The sequence below is a fragment of the Actinoplanes cyaneus genome (assembly GCF_016862095.1).
In the GTDB taxonomy this organism is placed as follows: Bacteria; Actinomycetota; Actinomycetes; order Mycobacteriales; family Micromonosporaceae; genus Actinoplanes; species Actinoplanes cyaneus.
The window spans coordinates 13,281-26,828 of sequence record NZ_BOMH01000046.1; the positions used below are offsets into that span (position 1 = coordinate 13,281).

Consider the following 13,548-nt stretch of genomic DNA (forward strand, 5'->3'; position numbering starts at 1 on the left):
GGAAGAACATGAGCAACGACGAACGACTCATCACCCACCTGCGGCACGTCGACCTGGCCGTGCCGGACTACGACAAGCAGCTCGAGTTCTACACGACCATGTGGGGCCTGGACGTCGAGACCACCGACGAGGGCATCGCGTTCCTGGCCGCGGCCGGCTCGCCGGAGCAGTACTCGGTGCGGCTGCGCAAGGCGCCGGAGAAGCGCCTGGACCTGATCGCGTTCGGCGCCGCGGACGAGGCCGACGTGAACGCGCTCGCCGAGCGTCTCGGCCGGGCCGGCGTGAAGCTGGTCAGTGAGCCGGGCGCGCTGCTGACCCCGGGCGGCGGCTACGGCTTCCGGTTCTTCGACCTCGACGGCCGTACCGTCGAAGTCTCCTGTGATGTGGCGGTGCGACAGCACCGCAAGCTGGAGGAGGGCGAGTCCGTTCCGGTCAAGCTCTCGCACGTGGTGATCAACTCGCCGAACCCGGAGGCGACCGTCGCCTTCTACGACCAGCACCTGAACTTCGCGCTGTCGGACACCCTGATGCACCCGCGGATGGGCTCGATGATGTGGTTCCTGCGCACCAACCGCTGGCACCACAGCCTGGCGATCGCCCGCGGCCCGCACGTCTCGCTGCACCACGCGTCGTTCGAGATGCGCGGCATCGACGAGTACATGCGCGGCACCGGCCGGCTGCTGCGCGGCGGCGTCGAGAAGGTGTGGGGTCCGGGCCGGCACATGGCCGGGAACAACACCTTCAGCTACTTCCTCGACCCGCACGGGAACACCATCGAGTACACCACCGAGCTGGAGGAACTCGATGAGGACACGTGGCACCCGCACCTCTACGACTTCTCCGACCCGACCGTGAGTGATCAGTGGGGGACGGCGAACCCGATGAACGAGTTCGTCGCGAAGCAGTCGTTCAACGACCCCGACCGCGGCAGCTTCGTCGCGCCGCCGGTCTGATGCGGATCGTCACCTACCGGCACGAGGGCCGGGAGAGGTCGGGCGTGCTCCGGGACGGGACGGTGTTCCCGTTCGTCGACGACGCCGACGTGCTGCACGTGATCACGAACGGTCTCGTCGACGTCGCGAAGACCGGAACCCCGCTTGCCGGCGTACGTCTGCTCGCGCCGCTGCGCCCACCCTCCGTCCGCGACTTCGTGGCGTTCGAGGAGCACGTCGAGGGTGTCCGGCGCAGCATCGACGGCTCGGCCGGGGTGCCCGAGGCCTGGTACGACGCGCCGACGTTCTACTTCACCAACCCGCACGCGGTCTACGGCCCCGGCGACGACATCCCGTTCCCGGCCGCGTCCGTGGCCCGTGACTTCGAGCTGGAGGTCGCCGCGATCGCCGGACCCGGTGGGACGATCTTCGGGTACACGATCTTCAACGACTTCTCGGCACGGGACCTGCAGGGCCGCGAGATGAAGGTGAACCTGGGACCGGCCAAGGGCAAGGACTTCGCGTCGAGCCTCGGGCCCTGGATCGTGACGGCTGACGAGCTGGATCCGTACAAGAAGGACGGTTTTCTCGATCTCTGGTGTGTCGCCGAGGTCAACGGCGCCGAGGTCGGGCGGGACCTGCTCGGCAACATGGGCTGGACGTTCGAGACGATGCTGGCCTACGCGGCCCGCGACAGCATCGTGCGGCCCGGCGACGTGCTCGGCTCCGGAACCGTCGGCAACGGCGGGTGCCTCGCGGAGCTGTGGGGCCGCAACGGCACCCAGGATCCGCCCCCGCTGAAGGACGGCGACGAGGTGACGTTGACCGTCGAGGGCATCGGCAGCCTGACCAATCGGATCACTTCCGGACATGTGACAGCGCCGTTGGCGAAGGTCCGCCGCCGTGACCAGGCGAAAGCGCGAAGCGAAAGGCAAGACTGATGTTCGAGTACTTCCCCGGCAACTACGTCTGGAACCTGGGCGTGGTCGCCACCCTGAACAGTGGTGGTCTGATCGACGAGGTCGACCGCGCCTGCCGCCCGATCCGCGAGCTCGGTGCCCAGGGTGCCGACGTCGGCACCAGGGAGTTCATGGCGTCGTGGGCCGCGGTCGCCGAGGACCTGGCGACACAGGCCGCCGCCGACGAGGCCGCCGGGCACCTGCGCACCGCGGGTCAGAAGTACCAGCGGGCCACGAACTACCTGGCACAGGCCGAGCGCATGCAGTCCGCCAAGAAGCCGGACCGCAACGTCTTCTACCGCCGCTGTCTGGAACTGCAGCAGAAGGCGTTTGACCTGATCGACCCGGCGACGACCCGGGTGGAGATCCCGTTCGAGGGCGCGCTGCTCCCCGCGTACTTCAAGAAGGCTGTTCCGGACGGCCCGGCCCCGGTGATCATCATGTTCAACGGGCTGGACTCCACCAAGGAGCACATGTACGCCTCGGGCTTCCCGCAGGAGATGGCCGCCCGCGGCATCTCCACGCTGATGGTCGACACCCCGGGCAGCGGCGAGGCGCTGCGGCTGCTCGGCCTGACCAGCCGGGTCGAGTCCGAGGACTGGGCTCGCGCGTGCGTCGACTACCTGCTGACCCGCGACGACGTCGTCACCGGCAAGATCGGACTGGTCGGGTGGTCGCTGGGCGGCTACTACGCGCCGCGCGCCGCCGCGTTCGAGAAGCGGCTCGCGCTCTGCGTGGCGTGGGGCGCCAACCACGACTGGGGCGCGGTGCAGAAGCGCCGGCTCGAACGCGAGGGGGAGCACCCGGTCCCGCACTACTGGGACCACGTGCTCTGGGTGTGGGGCGAGACCGATCTGGACACGTTCATCAAGAAGGCCGAAGCGGTCAACCTGGACGGCGTCGTCGAGAAGATCACCGTGCCGTTCCTGATCGCGCACGGCGAGAACGACCGGCAGATCCCGCTGCAGTACGCCCACCGCTCGTACGAGCAGGCGGTCAACGCGCCCCGGCGTGACCTGCGGATCTTCACGGCGGCCGAGGGCGGGGCCGAGCACATCGGGCTCGACCACTTCGCGCACGTGCAGACGTACATCGCAGACTGGATCGTGGACGTGCTGTCATGATCGACCGCTCCGACCCGGAAGGCGCCATCGCGGCGGCCACGAAACGGTGCTCCAACTGGGGGCGGTGGGGTGCCGACGACGTACGCGGAACGATGAACTTCCTGACTCCCGCGCACCGCGCGCACGCCGCGAGCCTGGTGCGGCGCGGCGTGTCCTTCTCGCTGTCGCAGTCGTTCGACGCGAACGGGCCGCAGAAGGGCTGGCGGCGGCGCACCAACCCGGTGCACACCATGCTCGACACCGGCACCGACGCGGTCACCGGCGTGCAGGGCTTCCCGCACGGGCTCGGCGGCGCCGACGACGTGATCGCGATGCCGCTGCAGTGCTCGACGCAGTGGGACGGGCTCGGCCACATCTTCGACCACGGCCACGCCTGGAACGGCCGGCCCGCCGAGAAGGTCGTGACCAGCCTCGGCGACGGCGTCACCGGCATCGAGACGGTCGCGTCGGTGATCGCCGGGCGTGGCGTGCTGCTCGACGTGGGGCGTGCTCTCGGCGTCGACGGCGAGCTTCCGGACGGCTTCGCCATCACGGAAGAACACCTGGTGGAGACCATCGCCCGGCAGGGCGCCACGTCCGCTGTGGGCCAGGGCGACATCGTGCTGGTACGTACGGGTCAGCTCACCCGCGCCCGCCGCAACGGCTGGGGTGAGTACGCGGGCGGTCCGGCGCCCGGCCTGTCGTTCACCACAGCGGACTGGCTGCACCGCACGGAGATCGCCGCGATCGCGACCGACACGTGGGGCTTCGAGGTGCGGCCCAACGAGTTCGACGAGGCGTTCCAGCCGTTGCACCAGGTGGCGATCCCGCACATCGGCCTGTTCCTCGGCGAGATGTGGGACCCGGACGAGCTGGCGGCGGACTGCGCGGCCGACGGCGTCTACGAGTTCTGGCTCACCGCCGCCCCCCTCCCGATCACCGGCGCGGTAGGCAGCCCGGTCAACCCCATCGCCGTCAAGTAACCACCCACCCACCCGAACCCGCCCCACCCGCACGCAAACCGCACCTGCCGCACCCGCATGCGAGCCGCGCTCGGCGCACTCGCATGCGGGCCGCGCTCGGCGTGGGCCACTCGCACGCGAGCCGCGCGTGCCGCACTCGCACGCGAATCCGCGTTCGGCCCAGGTCGCGGCGCGCGGCAGGCCCTCAGCTGGTTCTGACCGCGGTTTCGGCGGTCAGACAACCACGCTGAGCGCCAGCCGCCCGCCCCCAGCTGGCTCCGACCGTGGTCGTGCCGGCGCGAAAACCACGGTGAGCCCCAGCCGCCCGCGCCCGGCCCGCAGCTGGTTCTGGCCGTGGTTGTGGCGGCGGGATAACCACGGTGAGTGCCAGCTCGAGAGGGCGACCTGCGGCTGGGCCGGGGCGTGCGTGACCGGCTGGGCCTGCACGCCCGCGCGGTTGGCGGGCAGTGGCCGGGAAAGGGGCGCGTCCACTGGACGCGCCCCTTTCCGTGGCGGAGCACAGGCGGTGGCGGCCGCCCAGCGCGCTCCTCTAGCAAAGCTTTCTAGATCACCGCGTGTGAAACCCGGGTGAAGCTCAGACGGTGGCGCTGACCGGCTCGGCGGCCGGGCGGCGCTTCGACACCCAGCGCTCGAAGATCAGCGTGGTCAGCGGCGGCACGGACGCGCCCAGCGCGAACGCCGTCCGCCAGAGCGACCACCGCTCCGCCCGCGCGACCCAGAGCGTGGCGGCGAGATAGGCCACGAACAGCGCACCGTGCACCCGCCCGAACAGCCACACGCCCGCGTCAGTGGTGTGCGAGACGTGCTTGAGATACATCCCCACGAGCAGCCCGGTCCACGAGAACGCCTCCGCGACCGCGGTCACCCGGAACACCCGGAACGCTTCCACCCGCAACCCCTTTCACGATCCTCGACCCGGAACGGTACGACCTCGAAGTTGAGTGTTTCCTGGCAGGAGCCCCGGGTACCCGCCGCCGAGGAAGGTCAGCCAACCGCGGAGGGGGATCCGTGCCGGACATCGTGGAGATCATCAAGGAGCAGCACCAGCAGGTGGAGAAGCTGCTCACCCAGGCGGAGGAGGACGGCTCGGACACGGCCGCGCTGCTCCAGGAGGTGGCCAGGTTGCTGCTGCCGCACTCCGAGGCCGAGGAGGACTTCGTCTACCCCGCCATCCGGGACAGGGCGCAGGAGACCGGTGCGGAGGTGCGCGACGGCGTCGAGGAGCACCACCAGATCGAGGAGATGCTGAAGAGCCTGCTGGACGGCAGCCCGGACGACCCCGGTTACGACGGCACGCTCGCGGCGATCATCGGCGAGTTGCGGCACCACGTCCAGGAGGAAGAGGAGGACCTGCTCCCGATCCTGGCCGACAACCTCACCGACGACGAGCGGGAGGAGATGGGGCAGCGGTTCGTCGAGGCGACCACCGGCGCGCTGCCCGAGTCGCCGGCTCCCACAACGGGAGACGCCGGGCACGAGACCCGCCACGAACTCTATGAAAAAGCCAAGGAAAAGGACATCCCGGGCCGGTCGTCGATGACGAAGGATGAACTGGCCAAAGCAGTCGGTAACGGCTGAGTTCATTCGGGAGGTGTGGATCACACCGGAATGAGCAAGATCTACATTCTCGGGCATGTCGCTGCAAACGCATCGAAGCCACACCAGGGCCGTTGCGCAACGGCCGGTGCTGGCACCACACCTTCAGGAGACCATCGAGTCCCTCGCCGCCGGCGAGACGGCCCGCGAGATGGCGGCTCGCCTCTACATCTCGCCGAACACCGTCAAGTCCCGGCTGCGCACGTTGTACCAACAGCTCGGCGCTCGTGACCAGGCGCATGCCGTGGCCATCGGCTTCCGGATCGGGATCCTCCGCGCGGCCGGCGAGGCCGGCCCGGTCCCCGGGCGGCAGCCGGTCATGATCGGCACCGTCGACCCGGACAGCCTCCGTGACACGATCGCCGACCTGACCGCGCTGCTGCGCATCGTGGAACGGGTCCGCCAGCTCGACGACGGCCACCTGCCGGACCTGCTCCGGCAGGTGGGCGAACTGGCCAGCCGGCCGCACGAGGACCCCCGCGACGCGCTGGACCGGATCGCGAAGATAGCGGCCGAGGCCGGGTTCGGCGCGCAAGATCCGGCCGCGACCGGATTCAGCGCGCGAGAGGCGGGCGCGAACCCGGGTTCCCGACGATAATGAACTGGTGGGTGACCGTCCGGTGGAGCGGATGCGACCGTGCCGTCGCTGCGGTCACCCGACCCGGGTGGACCGCATGGTGCAGGGTTATGGGCGTAACTGTGCCGCGCTGATGGGCCTGATCGGCGGCTCTGTCGACACGGGGCATGCCGGGCCGGATCTGTTCGACCTGCTCGAGGTCGAGCCGGAGGACTCCTGCGACGGGTGGGACCGGCCGGCCGACAGCGACCTCACCGGTGGGCGGCGCACCGTGTGACGCTCTCCCGCCGTACGCCGGAACCGGTCTGTGTCGTGAACCGGCGAGAGCTCGAGCGGATGCCCGGAAACAGCGAATCCGTGCCCGTACCTCCATGAATCCCGTAGTTTGAAGGAGGGAGGGGACGGGTGTGGAGTCACGCATTGAGCTGCCGGGGCTCCTGATCGACACCGCGCCGGACGCGATCGTCATCTGCCGCTCGGACGGCACCGTCACGATCGCGAACCGCCGGGCCCACGACATGTTCGGCTACCCGCCCGGCCGCCTCGTCGGCATCTGTGTCGACGAGCTGTTCCCGGAGGACGTCCGCCCGGGGCTCCCGGAGAAGCGCGCCGCCTACCTGACCGGCGAGAGCCACCCCCTGCGCCGCGTGCCGCTGCGAGGCAGGCGCCGCGACGGCGCGGTCTTCCCGGTGGAGATCTCCCTCTCCGGCGTCAGCGCGCCCGACGGTGAGACCTACGTGACCGCGGTCCTGCGTGACGACACCGCCCAGCGCCGGATGGCCACGAGCCGCGCCCTGCTCGCCTCGGTCGTGCAGTCCTCGCACGACGCGATCGTCACCGTCGGCCTGGACGACCGGGTGCTGTCCTGGAATCCGGGTGCCGAGCTGCTCTACGGCTTCCCGGCCGACGAGATGATCGGCGTCCCGATCGACGAGATCATCCCGCCGGACCGGCGCGCCGACGAGCGGCAGATCCGCGACCTGGTGCGCAAGGGCGCCAGAGTCGACCGATATCGATCATTGCGGCTCACCACCTCCGGCGAGCCGATCGCGGTCGCGGTGCTGACCTCGCCGCTGCTGGACGAGCACGGCACCGTGGCCGGCACCACCAGCATCGCCCGCGACATCAGCGAACGCGAACGCACCGAGGCACGGGTCCAGGCGATCCTCGACGCCGCCCCGGACGCGCTGCTCGGCGTCGCCGAGACAGGCCAGCTGGTGCTGGTCAACGCCGCGGCCGAGCGCCTGTTCGGGCATCCGCGGCAGGAACTGATCCACCTGCCCGTCGGCTGGCTCCTGCCGGACGGGCTGCCACCCGTCTCGGCCGTGCTGCGGACCGGCGACGACCCGTCCACCCCGCCGGAGACCGAGCGCGCCGACGCCCGCGAACAGCGCTGGGCCAAGCGCCGGGCGATCCGCAGCGACGGCGCCGAGTTGCCGGTCGACATCACGGTCAGCGCGCTGCACACCGACGCCGGCGTGATCACCGTGGCCGCTGTCCGGGACATCACCGACCGGCTCACCGCCGAGGCCGAGCGGCACCGGCTGCGCGAGGAGACCGACCGGCAGAAGCTCGAGGCCCGCATGCAGCAGGCCCAGCGCCTGGAGAGCCTGGGACAGCTGGCCGGCGGCATCGCGCACGACTTCAACAACCTGCTGGCGGTCATCCTGAACTACGCGGCGTTCATCATGGAGGACGCCGCCGGAAGCCCGCCGGCCGCCGACGCCGAGCAGATCGCCCGGGCCGCCCGGCGTGGCAGCGATCTCACCCACCAGTTGCTGGCCTTCGCCCGGCGTGAGGTGATCCGGCCCCGGCCGCTCGACCTCAACGCGGTGGTCACCGAGGTCTGTCACATGCTGCGGCGGTCTCTCGGCGAGCACATCACCTTGACGGTACGGACCACCGACGCCCTGCCCGCGGTCATGGCCGACCCGGGACAACTGGAGCAGGTGCTCGTCAACCTCGCGGTCAACGCCCGCGACGCGATGCCCACCGGTGGCCGCCTCACGATCGACACCGCGCGGGTCGACGTCGACGCGGAGTACTCGACTCCCCGCCTCGGGCTCAGCCCCGGCCCGTACGTGCGGCTGCGCGTCTCGGACACCGGCACCGGCATGCCCAGGGAGGTGATCGACAAGGCCTTCGAGCCGTTCTTCACCACCAAACCCAGCGGTCAGGGCACCGGGCTGGGGCTGGCCACCGTCTACGGCATCGTCACGCAGGCCGGCGGGACCGTGCAGATCTACTCCGAGCCGGGGATCGGCACCACGTTCACGATCCTGCTGCCGGTCACCGACGCGCGGGCGCAGGAGGTGACCACCGGCGGGACCGCCGAGAAGCTGGACGGGCGCGGGGCGACGGTGCTGGTCGTCGAGGACGAGGACGCGCTGCGCGAGGTGACCTGCCGGATCCTGGTCCGCGGCGGGTACACGGTGCTGGCCGCGACCGGGGGCGAGGAGGCGTTGCGGCTGGCCGGCTCCCAGCCCGTCGACGTGCTGCTCACCGACGTGATCATGCCGGGGATGCTGGGCAAGGACCTGGCCGACGCGGTGACGGCCCGCCACCCCCGCACCAGGGTGTTGTTCATGTCCGGGTACGCCCAGCCGGTCCTGACCGACCACGGGACCCTGGCGGCCGGCGTGCATCTGCTGGAGAAGCCGTTCACCAGCGCTGAACTGATGCGCGCTCTGCACGATGAGCTGCAAGCGAAGCCTTGACTGTTACGTTCGTCGATACGTGGGTAAGCGGGGCGTCATGCCGTACCGGAAAATCGGTCGCATCATGGCGGCCGCCCTCCTCGGTCTCACCCCGCTCGCTGCCGCCCGTGACGTCCCGGCGCCCGGCGCACCCGGTGCGGACCAGCAGTACCTGCCCGCCGACAAGACCGGCCTGATCACCGCGGCGGGCACGGAGAGCAAGGTCTGGGCGACCGTGCAGCGCACCGGTGGCCTCGGCGAGATCTTCTACCCGGACCTCGGGACGCCGAGCGCGCGGGCGCTGAGCTTCGTCGTCACCGGCCCGTCCGGTCGCGAGACCGCGGCGTCCGTGGACACCACCATGACCGACGACAGGAGCCTGAGCTTCCGGCAGCGGCTGGCCGGGCCGTCCGGTCGGTGGCGGCTCTCCCTCTCGTACGCGACCGACCCGCACCGTGCCACCGTCCTGGCCGACGTGAACTTCACCGCCCGTCCGGGCTATCGCCTCCACGCCATCTTCGACCCGGCACTGGGCAACAGCAGGAGCGGAGATTCCGGCCGTACGGCGGGAGACGCGCTCGTGGCCTCCGACGGCGACGTGGCCAGCGCCTTCGTGGCCGCGCCCGCCTTCCGCACCACGTCCAACGGCTTCACCGGGACCAGCGACGACCTGGACGCGCGGTACACCTCGGCCGCGCCCGGCTACCTGGTGCAGACCGGCCGGCTCGGCACCGGGCACACCACGCTCGCGCTCGGTTTCGGCACGTCCACCGGCGCGGCGCTCGACGGCGCCCGGGCCGGGCTGCGCCGCGGGTTCGGCGCGACCGCCCGGGAGTACGCCGCCGGCTGGCACCGTCACCTCGGCGGACTGCACCGCCCGCCGGCCGTCGCCGACCGCGCGCTGTGGCGGACCTCCGCGATGGTCCTGGCCGCCAGTGAGGACAAGACCCACCGCGGCGCGTACGTGGCGGCGCCCGGCTCGCCGTGGGCCTTCGGCCGTGACGACCCGTCCGGGCCGTACCACCTGGTCTGGTCCCGCGACCTCTACCAGATCGCGACCGGGCTCCTCGCCGCCGGTGACCGGGCCGGCGCCACCCGCGCGCTGAACTACCTGTTCACCGTGCAGCAGAAGCCCGACGGCTCGTTCCCGCAGAACTCCCGGCTCGACGGCACCCCGGTCTGGGACGGGCTGCAGCTCGACGAGGTGGGCCTGCCGATCGTGCTCGCCTACCAGCTCGGCCGCACCGACGCGGCGACCTGGGCGCACGTGAGGAAGGCGGCGGACTTCCTGATCGGCTTCGAGCAGGACGGGAACCGCGCGCCGTGGAGCCCGCAGGACCGGTGGGAGAACCAGTCCGGGTACTCCCCGGCCACCATCGCGGCCGAGATCGCCGGGCTCGTCTGCGCGGCGTCGATCGCCGCCGACAACGAGGACGACGCGTCCGCCACGCGGTACCTGACCGTTGCTGATCAGTGGCGGGCGAACGTGAAGGCGTGGACGGTCACCAGCACCGGGCCGTACTCCCGCTCGCCGTACTTCCTGCGGCTCACCAAGGACGGCAAGCCCGACCTCGGGACGACCTACGACATCGGGGACAGCGGCCCGTCCGGCGTCGACCAGCGACGGGTGGTGGACCCGGGGTTCCTCGAGCTCGTCAGGCTGGGCATCCTGCCGGCCGGCGATCCGGACGTACGCACCTCGCTGCGCGTCGTCGACGCCCAGCTCGGCGCGGGCCCGTTCTGGCACCGGGCGTCCTTCGACGGGTACGGCGAGAAAGCCGACGGCAGCCAGTGGGACTACCCGCTGCCGGCCGACTCGCAGATCACGCGGGGACGGGCGTGGCCGCTGCTCAACGGCGAACGCGGCGAATACCTGCTGGCCGGTGGCTCCCGTGCCGGGGCGCGCTCGCAGCTGAGGATCCTGGCGAGCGCCGCCGGGCCCAGCCGGATGCTGCCCGAACAGGTGTGGGACCAGTACCCGCCGAACCGGCCGCTGGGCACCCCGAGCACCTCGGCGACGCCGCTGGCCTGGACACATGCCCAGTACCTGCGGCTCGCCGCGGACCTGGCCGCCGGGCGCGTGCTGGAGCGGCCGGCAGCCGTCGCCGACCGTTATACGAAGCCCGCGGACGTCGCCGGCGGCTGACCGGAAGCCGGAAACCGTTACTCGCAGACGACTCCGTCCTTGTCGGCGTCGCGGTACCAGGCGTACTCGGGGTCCTCGCCCTTGGTGTACGGCCCGTGGCCGGCCCTCTTCGCCGCCGCGCACGTGGCGTACCGCGGATCCGTCCCGCCGTCGTCCTCCCCGGTGTCGCTGTCCCCGGTGTCGCCGGTGCCGGGCTCGTCCGGCTCGTCGGCGTCACCGGACTCGCAGGCGAGGCCGTCGCCGTCGCGGTCCAGCGCCTTGCGGTAGCCGGGGTCGCTCCTGCGCAGGTTCGACCTTCCGGCGGCGTGCACGGCGTCGCAGTTCGCGTAGTAGACCGGCTTCGCCGTGGTTCTCGCCGACGCCGGCTTGGTGGTCTTCGCAGGAGCCACCGGCGTGGCCTTCGCCGAACTCGGACTCGGGCCCGGACTCGCCGACGGGGCGACCGCCACCGGAACCGCCGACGCGGCGACCTGCTCGGTGGAGATCACCGCCGACGGCCGTACCGACCCGGCGTTGTCCGTCTTCGGCGAGTCCGGCGCGAAGATCGCCGCGCCGCACACGAACAGCACGGCGACACCGGCCAGGCCCAGCAGCACCTTGCCGACGGCCGGCTTCTTCACCGGCTTGCCCGCCGCGTTGTACGGCACGGTCATCGGATATCCGGCCGCACCGTGCGGCAACGGCTGCCCGCCCGGCGTCCCTCCGGCGTGCGGATACGCCGGCCCGCCCGGTGCGGCTCCGGCGTGCGGATACGCCGGCCCGCCCGGTGCCGCTCCGCCGTGCGGATACGCCGGCCCAGCCACCGTGGGCGGGAACTCGTGCCCCGGCGCCGGGGGATAGGCCTGACCCGGCATCACCGGCGGTCCCGATTGCGGCGTTTCGGACGGGCGGGCCCAAGGATCCTGCGGAGGCGGCAAACTCACAGGCAGAGCATCGTGTCCGCAACCGCCCATCGCCACCCGCCGATCGGCCCGTACCGGCACGCCGGTCGACCCCGGCCCTGACCGAAAGGTCCACTCACTCCCATCGATCGACCCAGCCCTGCAGTCGCGCACCCCGATCCCGCCGGGTTGGGCACCGGCGCGGTCGACGGCAGCCGGGCCGTCTCATCGGGCGATCACGTGGCATCCGGCGCGGGGAAAGCCACCTCGATCACCAGCCCGCCCTCGGGCCGCGCGACGATCGAGACCGTTGCCCCGTGAGCGTCCGCCACGGCCCGCACCACGGCCAGCCCCGTCCCACCGCCCGGCCCGCCCCGGTCGAACGGCCGGAAGATCAGCCGATCGTCGGGCACCGGTGGCCCGGTGTTCACCACGGTCAGCACCGCCCGGCCCTCGCCGTGGCGCACGGTCACCCCGGCCCAGCCGCCGGCCGTGTTGTGCCGGATCGCGTTCTCCACCAGGGTCACGACGAGCCGCCCGGCCAGTCGCACCCGGCCCATCGCGGTCGCCGGAGCGAGCGCCGCCAGCAGCGTCACCTCATACCGGTCAGCCTCGTCCCGCCGCGCGTCGACCAACTCCCGCACCAGCTCGGTCAGGTTGAACGGCGCACGCCCCTCCTCGTCCGCCGGGCTTCCGGATCCCGCTCGCAACCGCGCCCACGGCTCCTCGTCGTCCCTTCCCACCAGCGCTCGCACGATCCCCGCCTCCCATTCGCGTTCATCGACGCGAACCATCCTGGCGAGCGGCAGGTTTCCGCAGCGTCTCCTTCCCTCTCGGAAACCAGCACCGCCATCGCATGACGGCGGCGTGATGATGCACGACGACCAGCTGACAGCCAGCGAGCCTGCCGACCGCCGAACCGCCCGTCCGACCTCACAGGAATCCCATCGGAGCGGACTCACTGTCATGCCGAGAAGAGGGCACTGCAAGGCGGCATTCAGCGCACCGATGAAAGACTCAACCAAGCGTTGGAAAAGGAACAGAAAATGTCGGTGGACCGCGAGCCCCAGGCACCTTCCGCCCGCGGCAAACAACATCAGAAATGGTTGCCCTGAGCCTAACCACAGCCCGGTGACCGCCACAGACCCGGCGGCATCCCACCTTATCGAGTGCCACCTCGACCACCATCACACACCAGCCCACCACAACAATGAACAACCCAGCTTGCCCACGGCCGGGCCCAAGCTGAGGACTCGCGGGTGAGCGCGGGCAAACCGCAACCTGAGGGCTGGCGGGTGCGGGCGACCCAGGCGCAACCTGTGGTTTCGCGGATCCGGGCGAGCTGCTCGCAGGCTGCGGGTTCGCGGGTCCGGGCGAGCTGCTCGCAACCTGTGGTTTCGCGGGCCCGGGCGAGCTGGGCGCAAGCTGCGGGTTCGAAGGCGTGGTCGCCCCGGAAACGTGCTGCGACGACAGTGGTGTTTCACCGGGACTTCGTCCCACCGATGGGGCAGCAGCCGGAGCCGACGCGCTCGCGGCAGGACGCGCTGGCTGCGACGGAGCGGCAATCACCGGCGCCGACTGGCGCGGCTGATCCTCACCTGCAGTGACAGCGGCCCACGCCGCCGAAGCACCCCATCCCGCCCGGACCAGTTTCCGTGCATGACGCTGACGTAAA

At 71.2% G+C, this 13,548-nt stretch carries 12 protein-coding genes; 9 read left to right on the forward strand and 3 right to left on the reverse strand.

All coding sequences use genetic code 11. From position 1 onward, the window contains the following. Positions 1 to 8 precede the first annotated feature (8 nt). From Acy02nite_RS30915 to Acy02nite_RS30930, 4 genes are read left to right on the forward strand one after another with little or no spacing between them, the layout of a single operon-like run. Positions 9 to 953 (forward strand): VOC family protein, encoded by a 945-nt coding sequence (locus Acy02nite_RS30915; protein WP_203747848.1) that lies wholly within the window; start codon positions 9 to 11, stop codon positions 951 to 953. Continuing rightward, positions 953 to 1,873 carry a fumarylacetoacetate hydrolase family protein gene (locus tag Acy02nite_RS30920; protein WP_203747851.1) on the forward strand — a complete coding sequence of 307 codons (921 nt, stop codon included), beginning with the start codon at positions 953 to 955 and terminating at the stop codon, positions 1,871 to 1,873. The genes Acy02nite_RS30915 and Acy02nite_RS30920 overlap by 1 nt, the downstream gene beginning before the upstream one ends. Continuing rightward, positions 1,873 to 3,015, forward strand: a complete 1,143-nt coding sequence (locus tag Acy02nite_RS30925) for an alpha/beta hydrolase family protein (protein WP_203747854.1) — start codon at positions 1,873 to 1,875, stop codon at positions 3,013 to 3,015. The genes Acy02nite_RS30920 and Acy02nite_RS30925 overlap by 1 nt, the downstream gene beginning before the upstream one ends. After that, positions 3,012 to 3,977, forward strand: coding sequence for a cyclase family protein (locus Acy02nite_RS30930; protein WP_203747857.1), 966 nt, complete (start codon positions 3,012 to 3,014; stop codon positions 3,975 to 3,977). Before Acy02nite_RS30925 ends, Acy02nite_RS30930 begins: the two co-directional genes overlap by 4 nt. 574 nt (positions 3,978 to 4,551) lie before the next feature. Here the strand turns inward: Acy02nite_RS30930 and Acy02nite_RS30935 are convergent. After that, positions 4,552 to 4,866 (reverse strand): DUF3817 domain-containing protein, encoded by a 315-nt coding sequence (locus tag Acy02nite_RS30935; protein WP_203747860.1) that lies wholly within the window; start codon positions 4,864 to 4,866, stop codon positions 4,552 to 4,554. Between the two features lie 119 nt (positions 4,867 to 4,985). Between Acy02nite_RS30935 and Acy02nite_RS30940 the strand changes: the two genes are divergently transcribed. From Acy02nite_RS30940 to Acy02nite_RS30960, 5 genes are all read left to right on the forward strand, one after another. Further along, a complete protein-coding gene (locus Acy02nite_RS30940; protein ID WP_203747863.1) occupies positions 4,986 to 5,555 on the forward strand; it encodes a hemerythrin domain-containing protein in 570 nt (189 codons plus the stop codon). A 55-nt stretch (positions 5,556 to 5,610) separates the two neighbouring features. Further along, positions 5,611 to 6,171 carry a helix-turn-helix domain-containing protein gene (locus Acy02nite_RS30945; RefSeq protein WP_203747866.1) on the forward strand — a complete coding sequence of 187 codons (561 nt, stop codon included), beginning with the start codon at positions 5,611 to 5,613 and terminating at the stop codon, positions 6,169 to 6,171. 7 nt (positions 6,172 to 6,178) lie between these two features. Continuing rightward, positions 6,179 to 6,427: a hypothetical protein gene (locus Acy02nite_RS30950; protein ID WP_239175374.1), complete on the forward strand. Its 249-nt coding sequence runs from the start codon at positions 6,179 to 6,181 to the stop codon at positions 6,425 to 6,427. Positions 6,428 to 6,557: 130 nt separating this feature from the next. Next, a complete protein-coding gene (locus Acy02nite_RS30955) occupies positions 6,558 to 8,867 on the forward strand; it encodes a PAS domain-containing hybrid sensor histidine kinase/response regulator (RefSeq protein ID WP_203747870.1) in 2,310 nt (769 codons plus the stop codon). Between the two features lie 37 nt (positions 8,868 to 8,904). After that, positions 8,905 to 10,992 carry a glycoside hydrolase family 15 protein gene (locus Acy02nite_RS30960; protein WP_203747873.1) on the forward strand — a complete coding sequence of 696 codons (2,088 nt, stop codon included), beginning with the start codon at positions 8,905 to 8,907 and terminating at the stop codon, positions 10,990 to 10,992. A 17-nt stretch (positions 10,993 to 11,009) separates the two neighbouring features. Here the strand turns inward: Acy02nite_RS30960 and Acy02nite_RS30965 are convergent, their stop codons facing one another. Together Acy02nite_RS30965 and Acy02nite_RS30970 are read right to left on the reverse strand one after the other, a co-directional pair. Continuing rightward, entirely contained in the window at positions 11,010 to 11,645 is a 636-nt protein-coding gene (locus Acy02nite_RS30965; RefSeq protein WP_203747876.1) for an excalibur calcium-binding domain-containing protein, read from the reverse strand. 464 nt (positions 11,646 to 12,109) lie between these two features. Next, positions 12,110 to 12,628 carry a sensor histidine kinase gene (locus tag Acy02nite_RS30970; RefSeq protein WP_203747879.1) on the reverse strand — a complete coding sequence of 173 codons (519 nt, stop codon included), beginning with the start codon at positions 12,626 to 12,628 and terminating at the stop codon, positions 12,110 to 12,112. Positions 12,629 to 13,548: the final 920 nt, after the last annotated feature.

What these genes read in the sequence shown, in the direction of transcription:
- Acy02nite_RS30915 (WP_203747848.1), top strand. Translation starts at nt 9, where the DNA reads ATGAGCAACGACGAACGACTCATCACCCACCTGCGGCACGTCGACCTG.
- Acy02nite_RS30920 (WP_203747851.1), top strand. Translation starts at nt 953, where the DNA reads ATGCGGATCGTCACCTACCGGCACGAGGGCCGGGAGAGGTCGGGCGTG.
- Acy02nite_RS30925 (WP_203747854.1), top strand. Translation starts at nt 1,873, where the DNA reads ATGTTCGAGTACTTCCCCGGCAACTACGTCTGGAACCTGGGCGTGGTC.
- Acy02nite_RS30930 (WP_203747857.1), top strand. Translation starts at nt 3,012, where the DNA reads ATGATCGACCGCTCCGACCCGGAAGGCGCCATCGCGGCGGCCACGAAA.
- Acy02nite_RS30945 (WP_203747866.1), top strand. Translation starts at nt 5,611, where the DNA reads ATGTCGCTGCAAACGCATCGAAGCCACACCAGGGCCGTTGCGCAACGG.
- Acy02nite_RS30960 (WP_203747873.1), top strand. Translation starts at nt 8,905, where the DNA reads ATGCCGTACCGGAAAATCGGTCGCATCATGGCGGCCGCCCTCCTCGGT.
- Acy02nite_RS30965 (WP_203747876.1), bottom strand. Translation starts at nt 11,645, where the DNA reads ATGACCGTGCCGTACAACGCGGCGGGCAAGCCGGTGAAGAAGCCGGCC.